The 13,714-nt window shown below is 62.2% G+C and carries 15 protein-coding genes; 2 read left to right on the top strand and 13 right to left on the bottom strand.

Annotated features, from left to right (window positions below; all coding sequences use genetic code 11):
- Window positions 1-127: 127 nt before the first annotated feature.
- The 13 genes from ACWHTU_RS16310 to ACWHTU_RS16250 all read right to left on the bottom strand — a co-directional run bounded on the left by ACWHTU_RS16310 (window position 128) and on the right by ACWHTU_RS16250 (window position 12,773).
- Window positions 128-1,036, bottom strand: a complete 909-nt coding sequence (locus tag ACWHTU_RS16310) for a carbohydrate ABC transporter permease (protein ID WP_447860456.1) — start codon at window positions 1,034-1,036, stop codon at window positions 128-130.
- Window positions 1,036-2,355, bottom strand: a complete 1,320-nt coding sequence (locus ACWHTU_RS16305) for an ABC transporter substrate-binding protein (protein WP_447860455.1) — start codon at window positions 2,353-2,355, stop codon at window positions 1,036-1,038. Before ACWHTU_RS16305 ends, ACWHTU_RS16310 begins: the two co-directional genes overlap by 1 nt.
- 170 nt (window positions 2,356-2,525) lie before the next feature.
- Window positions 2,526-3,233: a mechanosensitive ion channel family protein gene (locus tag ACWHTU_RS16300; protein ID WP_447860454.1), complete on the bottom strand. Its 708-nt coding sequence runs from the start codon at window positions 3,231-3,233 to the stop codon at window positions 2,526-2,528.
- 70 nt (window positions 3,234-3,303) lie between these two features.
- Window positions 3,304-4,584: a glycosyltransferase gene (locus tag ACWHTU_RS16295; RefSeq protein ID WP_447860453.1), complete on the bottom strand. Its 1,281-nt coding sequence runs from the start codon at window positions 4,582-4,584 to the stop codon at window positions 3,304-3,306.
- A 268-nt stretch (window positions 4,585-4,852) separates the two neighbouring features.
- The gene (locus ACWHTU_RS16290; RefSeq protein WP_447860452.1) at window positions 4,853-5,083 is read right to left on the bottom strand and encodes a hypothetical protein; all 231 of its coding nucleotides are present in this window, start codon (window positions 5,081-5,083) and stop codon (window positions 4,853-4,855) included.
- 105 nt (window positions 5,084-5,188) lie between these two features.
- Window positions 5,189-6,457, bottom strand: a complete 1,269-nt coding sequence (locus ACWHTU_RS16285) for a glycosyl transferase (protein ID WP_447860451.1) — start codon at window positions 6,455-6,457, stop codon at window positions 5,189-5,191.
- 191 nt (window positions 6,458-6,648) lie between these two features.
- Entirely contained in the window at window positions 6,649-7,047 is a 399-nt protein-coding gene (locus ACWHTU_RS16280; protein WP_447860450.1) for a response regulator, read from the bottom strand.
- 99 nt (window positions 7,048-7,146) lie between these two features.
- Complete coding sequence (locus tag ACWHTU_RS16275) at window positions 7,147-7,395, bottom strand: hypothetical protein (RefSeq protein WP_447860449.1); 249 nt, start codon at window positions 7,393-7,395, stop codon at window positions 7,147-7,149.
- A gap of 24 nt (window positions 7,396-7,419) precedes the next feature.
- Window positions 7,420-7,632 carry a hypothetical protein gene (locus ACWHTU_RS16270; RefSeq protein WP_447860448.1) on the bottom strand — a complete coding sequence of 71 codons (213 nt, stop codon included), beginning with the start codon at window positions 7,630-7,632 and terminating at the stop codon, window positions 7,420-7,422.
- A gap of 255 nt (window positions 7,633-7,887) precedes the next feature.
- Entirely contained in the window at window positions 7,888-8,535 is a 648-nt protein-coding gene (locus ACWHTU_RS16265; RefSeq protein ID WP_447860447.1) for a response regulator, read from the bottom strand.
- The gene (locus tag ACWHTU_RS16260) at window positions 8,532-10,415 is read right to left on the bottom strand and encodes a PAS domain-containing sensor histidine kinase (RefSeq protein ID WP_447860446.1); all 1,884 of its coding nucleotides are present in this window, start codon (window positions 10,413-10,415) and stop codon (window positions 8,532-8,534) included. Before ACWHTU_RS16260 ends, ACWHTU_RS16265 begins: the two co-directional genes overlap by 4 nt.
- Window positions 10,416-10,591: 176 nt before the next feature.
- Window positions 10,592-11,881 carry a hypothetical protein gene (locus ACWHTU_RS16255; protein ID WP_447860445.1) on the bottom strand — a complete coding sequence of 430 codons (1,290 nt, stop codon included), beginning with the start codon at window positions 11,879-11,881 and terminating at the stop codon, window positions 10,592-10,594.
- On the bottom strand, window positions 11,835-12,773 hold the full coding sequence (locus ACWHTU_RS16250; RefSeq protein WP_447860444.1) for a hypothetical protein: 939 nt from the start codon (window positions 12,771-12,773) through the stop codon (window positions 11,835-11,837). The genes ACWHTU_RS16255 and ACWHTU_RS16250 overlap by 47 nt, the downstream gene beginning before the upstream one ends.
- Window positions 12,774-12,954: 181 nt before the next feature.
- Here ACWHTU_RS16250 and ACWHTU_RS16245 point away from each other — a divergent pair, with 181 nt between their 5' ends.
- Entirely contained in the window at window positions 12,955-13,185 is a 231-nt protein-coding gene (locus tag ACWHTU_RS16245) for a hypothetical protein (RefSeq protein ID WP_447860443.1), read from the top strand.
- Between the two features lie 93 nt (window positions 13,186-13,278).
- A complete protein-coding gene (locus ACWHTU_RS16240; RefSeq protein ID WP_447860442.1) occupies window positions 13,279-13,593 on the top strand; it encodes a hypothetical protein in 315 nt (104 codons plus the stop codon).
- Window positions 13,594-13,714 lie beyond the last annotated feature (121 nt).

The following is a 13,714-nucleotide window of genomic DNA, read 5'->3' as shown; positions in this document are numbered from 1 at the left end:
CCAATCGAATGACGCAGCGAGGTGACTTGCGCGACTCCCTGCAAGATGCGAGTCTCGCTGGTCTCGCCCAGCCCGTTCGTCTCGCTTCCTCGCATCCTGTTCACCCTTCATTTTTCGCCTCGTCGGCTTATCCCGCCTCTCTGAGCCGTTGCCGGAGGAGAAACAGATACCCTCCGATCACGATCAGCATAAGCGCGAACATCGCGCAGGCCAATGCGGATCCGTATCCGAACTGGAGCGTCTGAAACAAGGTCTTGTAGGCATAGATGGACAGAGTCTCGGTGCTGTTGCCGGGTCCGCCTCCGGTCAGGACATAGATTGCGTCAAAGATGCGAAACGCATCCAACGAACGGAACACCAAGACAATCAGAATCATCGGCGAGAGGAGCGGCAGCGTGATGCGACGGAAGATCGCCCAGGCTCCTGCGCCGTCGACGCTCGCAGCGCGATAGAGGTCGGGGGGGATGGCTTTCAACCCGGCCAAGAGGAGCAAGGCAGCGAAGGGCGTCGCTTTCCACACGTCCATGGCAATCGCGGCGTGGATCGCCCAGCCGGGGTCGCCGACCCAGTTGACGGGGGCTTGGATCAAGCCTGCGCCCAACAGCAGGTAATTGATCAACCCGAGATCGGGTTGGTAGAGCCAGTCCCACAGACGGGCGGAGACGACCGTCGGCACGGCCCACGGAATGACCACGATCGCCTGAAGCCAGGGAAAGCGGGTCCCAATTCGATCCAACAGCAGCGCGATGCCCAACCCGAGCATTAGCTCGGCCGCGACCGACACGGCGGTAAAGTACAGCGTAACCCGGCAAGCGGACCAGAACCGGTCGTCTTCGATCAGCCGGAGGTAATTGGCGAAGCCGACGAACTTATGCAGGCCGAAGATCGGGAGACGCCGCTGGAGGCTCAGCCCGGCAGCCACGAGGATCGGGCCCAGGGCCAGCGCCATTAGCAGCAGGACGGCTGGGGCGGCGCACAGATAGCCCCACACGGAATCCGGGATCGTCGCCCGCTCTCGGACCGAGCGCCTCGCCATTACAACTCCCGCCAATCGCCGAGAGTTGTGGAAGCGGAAACCGACCAATCCGCCTCGAGGGACAGGATGTACGCGGTCTGCCGTCGCAGCGATGCCAGCGCAGCCGTAGCCGACTTGGTGCCGACCAGAGCGGCGCTCAGTTCCGGTTGCCAGGCCTGGGACAACATCAAGTAATAGGGCGTGACCGGACGGGGCTTGGCCGCTTCCAACATGGGATACAGGGCTTCAAACCAGAGCCGGTGGTGAGCCGGGAGGTTGTTCCGGTACAGAGCCGGCCGGGTCGGGTTGTACCCGATCTCCTTCGCGATGGTCTCTTGCACCTCCGGGCTCGTGAGGTACTTGAGCAGTGTCCCCGCTTCTTTGGCATGGGCCGTCCGCGTCGGAATAGCCAGCGTCCATCCGCCCAAGACGGGTGATGAGGCCTGTCCAGGAGTGGAGGGCAGGGGCGCCAAGCCGATCTTGCCGCGCACGGGCGAACCCTCGCGTTGGAAGATCGTCCAGGCATAAGGCCAGTTGCGCATAAAGATCGCATGGCCGGCGCCGAACTGGTGTCGGGAAGTTTCCTCGTCCGCCGTCGCCACCGACTGTGGCGAGATTCCCTCGGTGATCAGCGAACGCATGAAGACCAGGGCTTCGACGATCGCGGTGTCATCGCCGGCCGGCAGGTCCCCGCCGTAGCTTCGGATCAATTCCAGGGCCGTGCAGACGAGGCCTTCGTACTGTTTGCCCTGCCAGACGAATCCTTTCAACACTGGGTCCCGTTCCCGGTCAAGGATCGCGCGGGCCGTGCGCGCCAGTTCCGGCCAGGTGCGCGGCGGCGGGAAGCCGTAGCGTTCGAGCAGATCGCGGCGATAGAACAGAACGCCCGCATCCACATACCAGGGCGCCGCGTAGAGGCGTCCTGCAAACGTCGCCGCCTCGACGGCGGCGGGAAAAAACTCTCGGCGCTCCGCAGACGTGATGACGTCTTCCAGATCGCGAATCCAGCCGGCCCGTGCGAACTCCTGCACCCAGATGAGGTCCGCAGCCAGAAGATCGATCCCCGGGTTCCGGCTTTCAAGATTGACGGCGTAGAATTGATGCTGCTGATCCGAGGTGCTGGGCAACACCTCGTCTCGTACGATGACGCCAGGATGGCGGCGTTCGAACTCGCGCAGGACCGCGGCCAGCGCTCCGGGCCTGGCGGCCAGCTTCCCATGTTTGAACACCAGTATCGTCCTTGCATCGGATGAAGAGTCCTGAGCACAGGCGGAGACCGCGAGAGAGAGGCACACACCCAAACCGACCGCCGTGATCTTCACCGCCCAGCGATTCGTCATTCCCATTCCCGTGCCCCGCTACGACAGCATCCGTTGCTGGTTAAGCGCAACGGTCACTCGGCCTTCGTCCACCGTGAACCACCCGGTCTATCTGGTTTCCTCGGTCTGTATGGGCTATCCGGTCCCATCCCTGGCAGCAGCCATCACGTCTTGCGTGTCACGCTTCACGATTACAGATGTCTGAGGTCGTCCGGCGTCCGGTCTTTGTACCGGTTCGACAGGCGACGCTCTAAAAATTCCTTGGCCAGGTCCTTGGCGCCCAACCCGAAAGCGATCGCCGCGGCCATCACCACGCCGCCTAGCGTGATCCCGAAGCCCACCACCACGATGTTCTGGGCGATGCCCAGTTGCTCCAACGCCATGGCGACGGCGAGCAGTTGAACGCCCCAACGGGAGCAGGCCGCTACCAGCCGCGCCGGCGGAAGTCCGGCGTTGACGGCGGCGATCAGCACGGCTTGCGAGATGAAATTGGACAGGAGATACCCGGCTACCAAGATCACCGCCGCCGTGAACAAATGCGGGACATAAGCCAGGAATGATTTGGCGAACTGGTTGATCGGTTGCAGGTTCAGGGCTCCCAGCGCCGCCATGGTCGAGAAAATCACGATTAGCCAGTAGGCGGCACGTCCGACCAGGCGCGAGGGGTCCGTCTTTACGCCGCCGCGCAGCAAGGCCGTGCTCACGCCGATCCGGTTGCACAGGTGATCCAGTCCGACCACCCGCAGCACCCGTTCGATGGAGTGGCTGATGCCCCAAGCGACGAGCAAGCCCCCCAGCAGGATGATGGTCATCGCTAGGATGTTCGGGAGGATACCCAACACCTGGCGGCCCAAGAGTTCCAGCGGCTGCAACAACGCCTTTTCCCAAAAGTCTTTCATGATCGTCTCCCCGCCTCGGCGGATCCGGGCGAATAGCGAGCGGCAAACAGCTCACCGCGATGTGAGCACGCTATGAGCCGCTTGCGGTGTGTTCCCATCGCGCTACCAGATACGGTTTGTGTGTTTCAAAGGCTTGACACAGGGCCTCGATGCGGCTCTCAGCCTCCGCCGAAGTCAAGGCTTGAGTTTCCAGCACGAACGTGGCGGTGCGGCCCAGATAGAGCGGGGTAAACGCCTTGAGCAGGTGATCGCGGGGCATCACCCGCTCATGGTACGCCACGGCGGCGTCATAGACCACGTGCGCCCACAGATCGTCCGGGATGCGGAACTCTTGCGGCGAAGCGGTTCCCAGCGAGCGCAGCCGCTTCATCGTCTCAGGCGAAAGCATCTGATCCCAAATTGGGCCCAGGTCCGTCAAGCCTTGGCGGAAACTGGCGATCATCCGATCCACATTGACGTTGACGGGCTCGACGCCGACCTCGTACTGAAAGCCGAACAGCTTGACGGGGTTCGATCCCTGGAGCGCAGACCAGATGGCGGCATGTTCCTCCATCAACGCGAAAACGGCGCCTAACACCTGAACCAGCATGGCGGACAGGTCCGCGGCCGGATCCTTCGGGTTGTGGATCTTGGCGCCCAGGAAACTCTGGCACACGCGGGCGCCGCTGGCGATGGCTTCCGTCGTCATCCAGATGTCGATGCCGAACTTGGCGACGTCGGATTCCCAGACATGCTTGTCCAGATAATGATCGGCCAGGCGCCCGGAAAATCCGAAATCGCCCCCGATGGGCTGGCGGATCCGCTGTCCGTAGAGCGCACGCGTCAGCGGATAGACAATGCTGTTGGTGATGGTGCCGTCGTACTTGTGGCGGAGGTAGTACGGCGCCACGTAGTCATAGTGCTCCTCCAGTACGGGACGAATCAGCAGCTCGATCCATTCGGGCGTGATACTGCGCAGATCGGAATCCACCACGGCGCAGGCCTTCGCCTTCAGCCGGCGGGCGATCTCGAAGATGGTCCGGAACGCGCTGCCTTTCCCGGGAATGCCGTGGTAGGGTGTGATGATCTTGTGCAGCGGACTCTGGCGATCACCGATAAACAAGGCGTGGAGATCCGCGACCGTCCGGTTGACCACTTCCTGCGTCCCGTCGGACGAGCCTCCGTCCGAGTTGACCAGGACCGACCGGGCGCCTGGGAAATACTTCGCCAGGCCCGCGTTGACGGCTCGCACGACATGCCCGATCGTTTCGGCGTTGTTGTAACTGGGAATTCCGACCAGGATGTCAGCCTCGCCGAGTCGCCGAACTTTTTCCTCGGTCTCGGGCGTCAGGGGAGTGTCGTTGGCAGACATCCTGATTTTATCCTGTAAGACAACTCTCCGCCATCAGTGGTCAGCGATCGGTTCCCGATGGATAGCCGCGCGACAGGCGAGACGAGCGGATGAGCGGAGCCGCCTTCTTCCGGTCGGGCATTTCGCGCGAGTCTCGCTCGTCGCGTTCTGCGTGTCACGCATGACGGTTCCAGCATCGCCTCGTTCACCCGAATCGTGGCGGTCGGGCTCATTGTGCCCTTGGGATCATCGGGTTCCAACCAAAACATTGGTAATGGACCGTCCTGGCTTACCCGAAACAGAGGCTCGCGTACTGCTCTGGCTTGATTGTCACGAGATCCTGGATCGCGCCGAAGCTCATGAATTCCTTCTGGCAGGAGACCTGGTCCAGTTTCTTGTGTTCGAGGACACCCACGTTGACGGGGCCCTCTCGCAGATTCTGCCAGCGGACTTCGTCGCCGACGTTAACGTACAGGGTCTGCGGGCTGATGCGGTCGCGAATCTGGACATCATGCATCACGCCAGTGCGGCTACTCTCGTGCAGACCGCCACCAACCGGACGTGGCGGCAAGGACAGCGCAGAGGACCGCGAACAGGCTGGGCGGTATCGGAACGCGCGTGTCCCTCATGACCCTTCTCTGGCTGATTTTCCGGGCCGGCGGGATTTTGGTTCTCCGCCGGGTTCCCACTCATGGTCTTCCTCGACCGCTTCGATCAACCGGCCGAAGATGTCCGGCACCGCGGCGGTCACGCGGCTCCAATTGGAAATCATCGGCACGCCCAGAGGATCTTCCAGAAATCGGTCCGTCGCGAGCTTGATGCCTTTGAGGAACACCTCGACAGCGGTCCGTTCCTCGTGGCGGTCGAATTTCAGGCTGTTGATAGCTGCGTCGTTTTCGTAGCGGCTGATGGCCTCCTGGGCTGCCTGCAGATAGGTCGCCCGCAGAGTCTTGAGCGTGCTCTCCGACAGGACGACTCCGTCGCTAGCCAAGTTGCGGAACAGTGCCTTTGTGATGTCCACGCACATCTTGAGCAGGCCGCCTTCCGGGTTGTTCGCAGACAACGGCTGATGTTTATGTTCGTAGGCGTCCGCGATATCAACCTGACAGATCCGGCGCAACGCGCAGTTGCGATGCACCTCCGCCAACACCCCGATTTCCAAGCCCCAGTCGCCGGGGATACGGTTGATCCAGGCTAGGTCCCGCACCATCGCAAACTCGCCGGCCAGTGGATAGCGGAAGCTGTCAAGAAACGTCAGCAGTGGCTGAGGACCCACAAGCTGCTGGAAGCTCCGCAGCAACGGGGTGATGAACAGGCGGGTCACGCGGCCGTGCAACCGGTCGGTCACTCGGGCATAGAAACCCTTACAGAATTCATAACCAAGGTTGGGGTTGGCGATCGGGTAACAGAGCCGGGCGAGATATTCCCGATTATAGCTAAGGATGTCGCAATCATGCAAGGCGATCACCTTGCTCTGCCGCCGGGCCAACACATAGCCAAAGGCGGTCCAACAGCCTCGCCCTTTGCCCGGCAGGCCGATGTCGATCTCGTGGGAGACCAGCAGCTTGAGGATCTCCTGGATGCGGGCCCCGTCGTTCCAGATGATCCGGACGCGTTGGGGGAGCACGGAGAAATATTGCTTCGCCAGGCGAAACTCCAGCGCGGAGGCCCGATCGAGCGAAATCACGATCTCGTTCAGGTACCGGACGTGTTTCAGCGTGTCCACGATGCCCTTCAATGCCGGCCGCTCGAGCTCTGCATAGAGCGAAGGCAGCACGAGCGCGATGGGATTCTCCGAGGCGTGACGCTCGAGTTCGATTTCCAGTTGTTCGATATTCGGGCGCCCCAACCGGTGCAGCACCGTCACGACGCCGTTTTGATGAAAGTCCGCCATGCGTGATCTGCTCTGTCGCGCTTACTTTAAGTGTCGTTCATCCGCGCGGTTTATGCAACCCGGTCTTCAATCCGGATGCGGCGGATTGCGCGATAGCAACGGGCTGAAATGAAGGGGGGCCGTCGGGGGTCGCAGCGGGAAAGACAGAGGAACGGCTGGACACCGATCCGAAGCGAGACCGCACGTCCGCGTCAGGCCGGATCGCCATGGTCGAGGAAGATTCGTCGGCACTTCTTGGCGAAAAGGTCCTGGTCGAACGGTTTGACCAGATACTCGCCGGCGCCGAGCGTGATCGCTGTTCTGAGTCGCTCCAACTCGGCCGCGGTGGACATCATGATTACCGGGATCTCCGGGTGCCGACTGCGGATCTCCTGGAGCACGGCCAGTCCGTCTGGGCTCGGCGTGTGCAGGTCGAGCAGCACACCGTGGATCGGAGTCAGGTCCGTGGCGATCCGCGCCAGGCCCGCTCGGCCGTCACGTTCTCCGACAACGTCGAACCCTATCGCCGACAACCGCTCGCAGACCAGCGCGCGGCACTGTTCATCGTCGTCCACCACCAGGATCCTCCTGCGCATCCCGGGACCGGTCATCGCCTTTGTCCTGTCCCGTTTCCTCGCGCCGTCGCGCGATCGCGGGAAAAGCTGCCGTTGCTGTGTCTTCCCGCAGTCCTCTGCGGCCGAGCCGACCCCTCAACCGATCACGATGCCGGCCTTCTTGGATCGGGCGCGGCCGTGGGCCGGTTCCGGACGGGAGACGCGGTTCTGCACGATGAGGGGGTCGACGATGTCTCCGCACGTGATGCAGCGCCAGCCGGTGAAATACAAGGTACCGGTGTCGGATTCCCAATCGACGAACGTCTCCTGCACCATCAAACTCTGGCAACGTGGGCATCCCATCGGAGACCTCGCGGTGCGCGATTTCTCGGGTGTCTCGATCATCGTCTGGCTGCTGTTCTCCCGCCGTCACGTGCCGGCCGCCGGGCGATAGCCGGGGCGGTCGGCGAGATTCTGATCGCCGCGTCCATAACTCATGAGCTGCCGGTAGAACAGGCAGCAATCGGGGCAATAGGTAGGGGAAAATATGAAATCAGAGGGGGCGAGACGATATCGCTTCATGTAGGCCAGCACGTCGCCCCAGTCGCCTCGACCGAATCCGATTCCCTCGTCGTCACGCACGCGCCGGCACAGTGAACATAAAGGAACCAACCTCGTCATCGACCGCCTCTCTACCCAGCTTCGCTCGATCGGCCGCTGCCTTGCGGGTTCTCGCGATGAACGCTGCCGAGACTTTCACGAAGAAGCGAGAGCATCGTTCGCGCGTCCTTCCAATACCCTGACGAGGGGGGAAAGAAAACCCGGCATTTCCCCAGGAGCGGAGAAAAAAATCCCCGGGGTCGCGGCAATCGGCACGAGGGAGGCGATCAAGAGGGATCACTGGGAGGTCGTGAGGCCGTGGGCGATTGCGTACTTGGTCAATTCCGCCGTCGTGTGGAGGTTGAGTTGTTCCATGATTTGGGCCTTGTGAAATTCCACGGTTTTTGCCGAGATGTTGAGCACCTTGGCGATTTCCTTGTTGGAGCGGCCCTCGGCCACGAGTTGCAACACCTCACGTTGACGAAGGGTCAGCGAGTCGCGGCGGGCGACCGGACTGGTCCCGCTGTCCAGCAGCGAATGGATGAGGTCCTTGGTGATCAAGGGCGTGATATAGAAATGGCCGCCGAGCACAGAGTCGATCGCCTGAATGAGTTCCGCGCCGGCTGACCGTTTCAGCAGGTATCCGGACGCACCCGCTTTGAAGGCCTCGTTCACGTAGGCTGGATCTGCGTGCATCGTGACGAAGACGAGCTTGACTTCCGGCATCAGCTTCTTTAATTGACGCGCCGCGTCGATCCCGTTCAGCAGCGGCATCGAAATGTCCAGCGTCACGAGGTCGGGTTGAAGCCGGGGCGCGGCTTCGAGCAGTGCGCGGCCGTCCTCGACCGTGCCGACCACCTCGTACCGCTCGCTCAACAGCTTGCGGAATCCTTCCAAGACCAGCGTGTGGTCGTCCGCCAACAGCACGCGAGGCAATGGGCTCATGAGGACCTCCCGGGCATCGGGATCCAGACGCGCACTGATGTGCCCAGGCCCGGACCCGATGCAATGTCGAACGTTCCGTTTACGAGACGCACCCGCTCCTTCATGCTGACCAATCCCAGTCCGGTCTGCCGGCGCTTCATGAGCTGGGGGTCGAACCCGCAGCCGTTGTCCCGCACGGTTAGGGTCACCCCCTGCTCGACACCGGCCAGTTCCACGTCCACACAGGATGCCTTGGCGTGTCGGCTGGCGTTGCCGAGACTTTCCTGGGCCACGCGGTAAAGACAGGTGGAGACCGCCTGCGGCAACGGGTCGGCGACGTTGCGCAAAACCAACGTGCCTTTGATCCCGGTCCGTGTGGAAAAATCGTCGATCAGCCGGTGCAGCGCGATCGGCAAGCCCAAGTCATCCAAGATGGAAGGATGGAATTGATACGCCAGGTGTCTCACGTCGTCCGAGAGTTCGACCAGGCGAGTCTGAATCGTCCGCAGTCCCCGGCCGATCCGCTCCTGGGACAACGGCAGGCTCCGCTCCAGCGTTTCCACTTCCACGATCAGCATCGCCAGCCGTTGGTTGACGTCGTCGTGCAGATCGCGGGACAGGCGCCGCCGCTCTTCTTCCTGCGCGGTCAACAGCCGGGCGGCCAGGGCCCGCAACTCCTCGCGGCTCTGCCGCAACGCGTGCTGGCTGGCTTCCAGGGCTTGCTGCACGCGTTTTCGGTCCGTGATGTCCGAATGCACGGCGACCCACACGGTTCCATGCTCCGGATGTTCCAATGTGGAGATGCTGGCCCAGGACCAGAACGGCGTCCCGTCCTTTTTTCGATTGAGAATCTCCCCTCTCCACACGCCGACGGCGTCGAGCTGACGGACGATCTCACCGGCCGCCTCTCCCGGCATGTTGATGATCCCGATCGGCTTGCCCGTCAGTTCGTTGGGGCCGTAGCCGAAGATGTGTTCGAACGTGGGATTGGCGTACACGATGGTCGCATCGCTCTTGCGGACAAGACAGATCCCCTCAGCTATATTGGCGGCGATGACGCTCTGGAGACGGAGGGCTTCCTCGGCCTGCTTGCGCTCCGTGACGTCGCGCGTGATCTTGAGGAACCCGCGCAGCCGTCCCGACTCGTCCCGCAGCGACGTCAGCACCACGTTGGCCCAGAAGCGGGAGCCGTCCTTGCGGACGCGCCAGCCCTCGTCCTCCACGCGTCCCTGGGCGGTAGCCTGCTCGAGTAGCCAGCGAGGTTTGCCGCTCCGCTTGTCGTCCGCCAGATACAACTGGGCGAAACTGCGGCCGATGATTTCGTCCGCCTTGTAGCCGATGACGCGCGCGGCGCCGGCGTTCCAACTGGCCACCAGCCCCTCCCGGTCCAAAAGAAAAATCGCATAGTCCTGCGTGCCCTCCACCAGCAGGCGAAACCGCTCCTCGCTGGCGCGTAAGGATCGTTCGGTCTCCATCCGTTCCGCGATCTCGGCCACCAGCGCTTTGTTGACGCTCGCCAGTTCCGCCGTCCGTTCCTGGACGCGGACTTCCAGCTCATCGTAGGCGCGGCGGAGCGATTCTTCCGCCCGTCGGCGTTGGAGAAAGAACAGCACGGGAACCCAGATGACGAGCGTGCTGAACAGCCGATTGGTCAGAACCATCCACGTCGGCACCCCGGCGATCGTCGGACTGAACCATGCACCCAGCCCGTTCAGCCCCGAACAGAGGCCCGCCACGAAAATGGGAAACCGTCGGCTGGATGAAGCAAAGGCGAGGATCACGACGCCGCTGTACAAGACGCCATCGGCTACTCCCAGCGGAAGCGAGAGATCAAGGAGAAACAGACCGAAGGTCAGTCCCGTGACTCCCAGGACGAGGGATGTGTCGTTGCGTGAGGTCATTCCGCCGACACGCTCCAGTTGCGCGGAATTATCCTCTCCGCTCGTCGGCCTATTCAAGCGCGGAGTGTTCCGGGTGGCCCCTCGGTTGAGCCGACTGAGCGCGGAACAGCCGGCGAGGAGCGGAACGGATGTGCCTGATCGACCGGCGCGCTAGCCTGCGATGCGCGAAAGGGTCGTTATTGGCCGGGAGCGGCGACGCGGCTCATGCTGACGGCCTTGACAATTTTGGCTTGCCGGATGGACTCGAGAAAACGGTCGGGCGGGCCGACCGGGCGCGGCACTTCCACCGGATACCAGCCGGCGTTGACGGAGCCCTTTCGGCCGTGGATCTCGTCGATCAAGTGCTGGATGCTCTCTTCCGACGTCCCTTCTTGGAACGTGACCCAGAAGGTGAAGGGCTGCGCCTGGGGATCGGGGCGCGCCTCGGCGATTTGCGTGGACGCGGCGGAGTCCTTGGGCGTTCCGGCCAAGGCCGGGGTCTCACCGGACGCCGGCACGGCCTTGGACACATCCACGCCTGCCGACTTCAGGCGATTTCTCAGCTCTTGGTTACTGTGCTCTAGTGTCGCCATCTGCTTGCTCAACGCCTCGTTGGCCGCGGTTAGGGTTCTGAGCTCGTGGCGCAACTGTTCGCGCTCCAGATCGGCCCGGCTCAGGAGCAAGCGGGTGAGGTGTTCGACCTCTCGGCTGACGGCCTTGTTGCGGTCGCCGAGGTTCTGTTGCACGGTCAGCACGCTGTCATTGAGTTTCTGCTGCGTATCCGCGACCGCGGCTAGTGTTCGTTGAAGCTGCTCCAACTCCTGCCGCTGACTCTGCACGGCCTGTGAGGCGTCGGTCTGGGTGTCGGCCAAGCGCGCGACGTCCTGCCGAAGGCGATCGACCTGGGCCTGTGTCGCCGAAACCAGCGCCGAGACCTGGCTGGCGGGCATGACCAGGGGTTCCGGTTTCAACCAACCGGTCATCCGATCGGTCCACAGCGCCACCACCGCGGCGACGAGCGCGACCTGTGTCAGGACCAACACGCGCGGCCATGCCGGTTCGCGAGGCCCGGCACCAGAGACCCCGGAAACTAAGGAAACCGCCGCTTGCTGAACCCGATGCCACAGCGCCGGAGCGGCCTTGTACGTGACCCGGACCGATCCTCCGTCCATCCGGTTGTGAACGGTGATCTCGATCGCGTCGTGCAAAAGCGGGACGCGCGCGGTGCGGAGGCCGAACTCCGGCGCGCACAAGCCGCCGATGAGCGCGCCGTCTTCTGTCCGGATCTCCACAGAGTGAACGATCCGTTCGCGGCTCGCAAAGGCAAATGTCGGCTTGGTGGCTGCGCAGGCAACCGTGCCGACCCGCTCCTGATTGACGAACACCTGCAGCAGGTCGGGCTCCTCCCGACGCCGCTGGGTTGAACGGCTCTTGAGCGCGTCAAGCAGACGTTGGCGATATTCGCTGAGCGGGCCGTCCTGTTCCATGTCTTCTCCCACCTCCTTGTTCCGGTAGGAAAAAGGCCACCACTCCGCCCTTCTGGCGCGGGCGAATATGGAGGTCGATGCGCGGTTTCAATGCGCCGTTGAGCTCAATATACCGAAGGTCGCAGACTTCGACAAAACAATCGCGACACATGGCCAGATGCCAGACCCGGTAGTCGTACCCGTAGTCCTGACCGAAGAGTTCATCCCACTTCTGTCGGGACAAGCAAGGGTAGTGCTCGGGTTCGCTCTTCCGATAATGTGTCTGGAGCAGATGAATGAGCCGTTCGGTCTCCGCGTTCACGCGTTCGGGATGCCGTTGCTTCTGCTCTTCCAGTTCGTGCAATTCGTCTTCGGTAAGGCCGATCTCCTCCACAGCCCGCTGCCAGCCGCTCTGGCGCCACCGTTCGAAGTTCTTGTAGACGCGCTGGCTTTCGGCCATGCCGAGTCCCAGGATTTTCACCACCTGGCCCTGGCCGAATCCGTATAGATGGTAGAACAGCGCCATCAGCGCATCGCGGCTGACCACGGCCCGTGATGTGAGTCCGTCAAGAAACCGGCCCAACGGCGACAATAAATCCTTATGATAACAAAGGGGGTCCGGTTGGCTGTAGTATTTCGCGATCAGACTGTCCAATAAAAACAGCGGACGGCAAGGAACCTCACTCCGGCCACAGACCAAAAACCGCTCGACCAGTTCATACCCCCACCGCAAGGCCAGTTTCTCATGGGCGATATCGTTCTCCCACTGGCCCGTTTCCTTCAAAAAACGTTTGGTATGGCCGGTGGCGCGGTCCAGCAACTCGGGCATCGCCTCCGCCGCAAAGAGATCGAATTCCTCCGCGCTGGCGACGATGCCGCTCAGTCTGCCTGCCACGTCACGGTCTTCGCCCATTGAGGCTCCTCGCACTGTGATATCTTCCCTCCAACCGGAGTGGGAATGCAATTGGACATTTTTGTGAGACATCCAGGCTTTTTGTCCATTGGGGCCCCACAGGGATTTTTGTAAGAAATTCTCGTGCGCCGTGCATGGGGTACGGCGCGACGCAAACCGCTTTTACCTAGGAGGGAGTTGTATGAGGAGATTGGCTGGACTGATCGCGATGGCCGCCATGTTGGTGTTCGGGCTGGCGACAACCGTGACCTATGCCGGGAACGAACCGGCTCCGACGGAGCAGCAGGACAAGAAAGACACCAGCGGATCGAGGCTCTTGGCGGACGAAGAAAAGGACAAGGACAAGGGCGACAAGGGCGGCAAGTTGACGGACGAGAAAAAGGACGACAAGAAAGACAAAGGCGGCCATTGAGTGGTGCGGTTTGTCCGGGAAGGGACACGGCGTTCAAACGCCGTGTCCCTTCGTTGCTTTTGAATTCTTGAACTCCATATCGGGAGGGGACTCATGAGTGCCATCATCGGATTTGCCCTGCTCTCGCTCATCGGCGCCTGGTGGGGCCCACCTGCGACCCTCGCCGCGGACACAAGCACGGCTCCAGTCACCGGCTCTCCCCAGTCGATCAAAGTTGAACTCCTCCGGATCGACGGCGAGTTCTACATTGTCAAAGACGAAACGGGTAAAGAACGGCGACTGCACGTCGGCGGGGACACAGAGGTGTACGGCCAGATCAAGCCTGGCGACCTGATCGAAGTCTGGGTGCAGCCCGACGGGCATGTCAAGACGATCATGATCGTCAAGAGTGCGCCTGCCGCCAACTGACCTGCCCCGGTGCCGGCCGCCCTTCTAGGCTAGCCGTCGCAATCGCTTCCACTGATGCCAGAAGGCGCTGACAGCCCTGCCGACCCCTTTGTGATCGAGCCATGGGACCTTCACCCGCACC

This window comes from Nitrospira calida, assembly GCF_976986435.1.
The sequence above is the reverse complement of the archived record's forward strand: the minus strand, read 5'-3'. Positions and strand labels throughout refer to the sequence as shown.

Bases quoted from the DNA above. Each gene is read 5' to 3' on its own strand.
- ACWHTU_RS16310 (WP_447860456.1), bottom strand. From the start codon at position 1,036: ATGGCGAGGCGCTCGGTCCGAGAGCGGGCGACGATCCCGGATTCCGTG.
- ACWHTU_RS16305 (WP_447860455.1), bottom strand. From the start codon at position 2,355: ATGACGAATCGCTGGGCGGTGAAGATCACGGCGGTCGGTTTGGGTGTG.
- ACWHTU_RS16300 (WP_447860454.1), bottom strand. From the start codon at position 3,233: ATGAAAGACTTTTGGGAAAAGGCGTTGTTGCAGCCGCTGGAACTCTTG.
- ACWHTU_RS16295 (WP_447860453.1), bottom strand. From the start codon at position 4,584: ATGTCTGCCAACGACACTCCCCTGACGCCCGAGACCGAGGAAAAAGTT.
- ACWHTU_RS16285 (WP_447860451.1), bottom strand. From the start codon at position 6,457: ATGGCGGACTTTCATCAAAACGGCGTCGTGACGGTGCTGCACCGGTTG.
- ACWHTU_RS16280 (WP_447860450.1), bottom strand. From the start codon at position 7,047: ATGACCGGTCCCGGGATGCGCAGGAGGATCCTGGTGGTGGACGACGAT.
- ACWHTU_RS16275 (WP_447860449.1), bottom strand. From the start codon at position 7,395: ATGATCGAGACACCCGAGAAATCGCGCACCGCGAGGTCTCCGATGGGA.
- ACWHTU_RS16265 (WP_447860447.1), bottom strand. From the start codon at position 8,535: ATGAGCCCATTGCCTCGCGTGCTGTTGGCGGACGACCACACGCTGGTC.
- ACWHTU_RS16260 (WP_447860446.1), bottom strand. From the start codon at position 10,415: ATGACCTCACGCAACGACACATCCCTCGTCCTGGGAGTCACGGGACTG.
- ACWHTU_RS16255 (WP_447860445.1), bottom strand. From the start codon at position 11,881: ATGGAACAGGACGGCCCGCTCAGCGAATATCGCCAACGTCTGCTTGAC.
- ACWHTU_RS16250 (WP_447860444.1), bottom strand. From the start codon at position 12,773: ATGGGCGAAGACCGTGACGTGGCAGGCAGACTGAGCGGCATCGTCGCC.
- ACWHTU_RS16245 (WP_447860443.1), top strand. From the start codon at position 12,955: ATGAGGAGATTGGCTGGACTGATCGCGATGGCCGCCATGTTGGTGTTC.
- ACWHTU_RS16240 (WP_447860442.1), top strand. From the start codon at position 13,279: ATGAGTGCCATCATCGGATTTGCCCTGCTCTCGCTCATCGGCGCCTGG.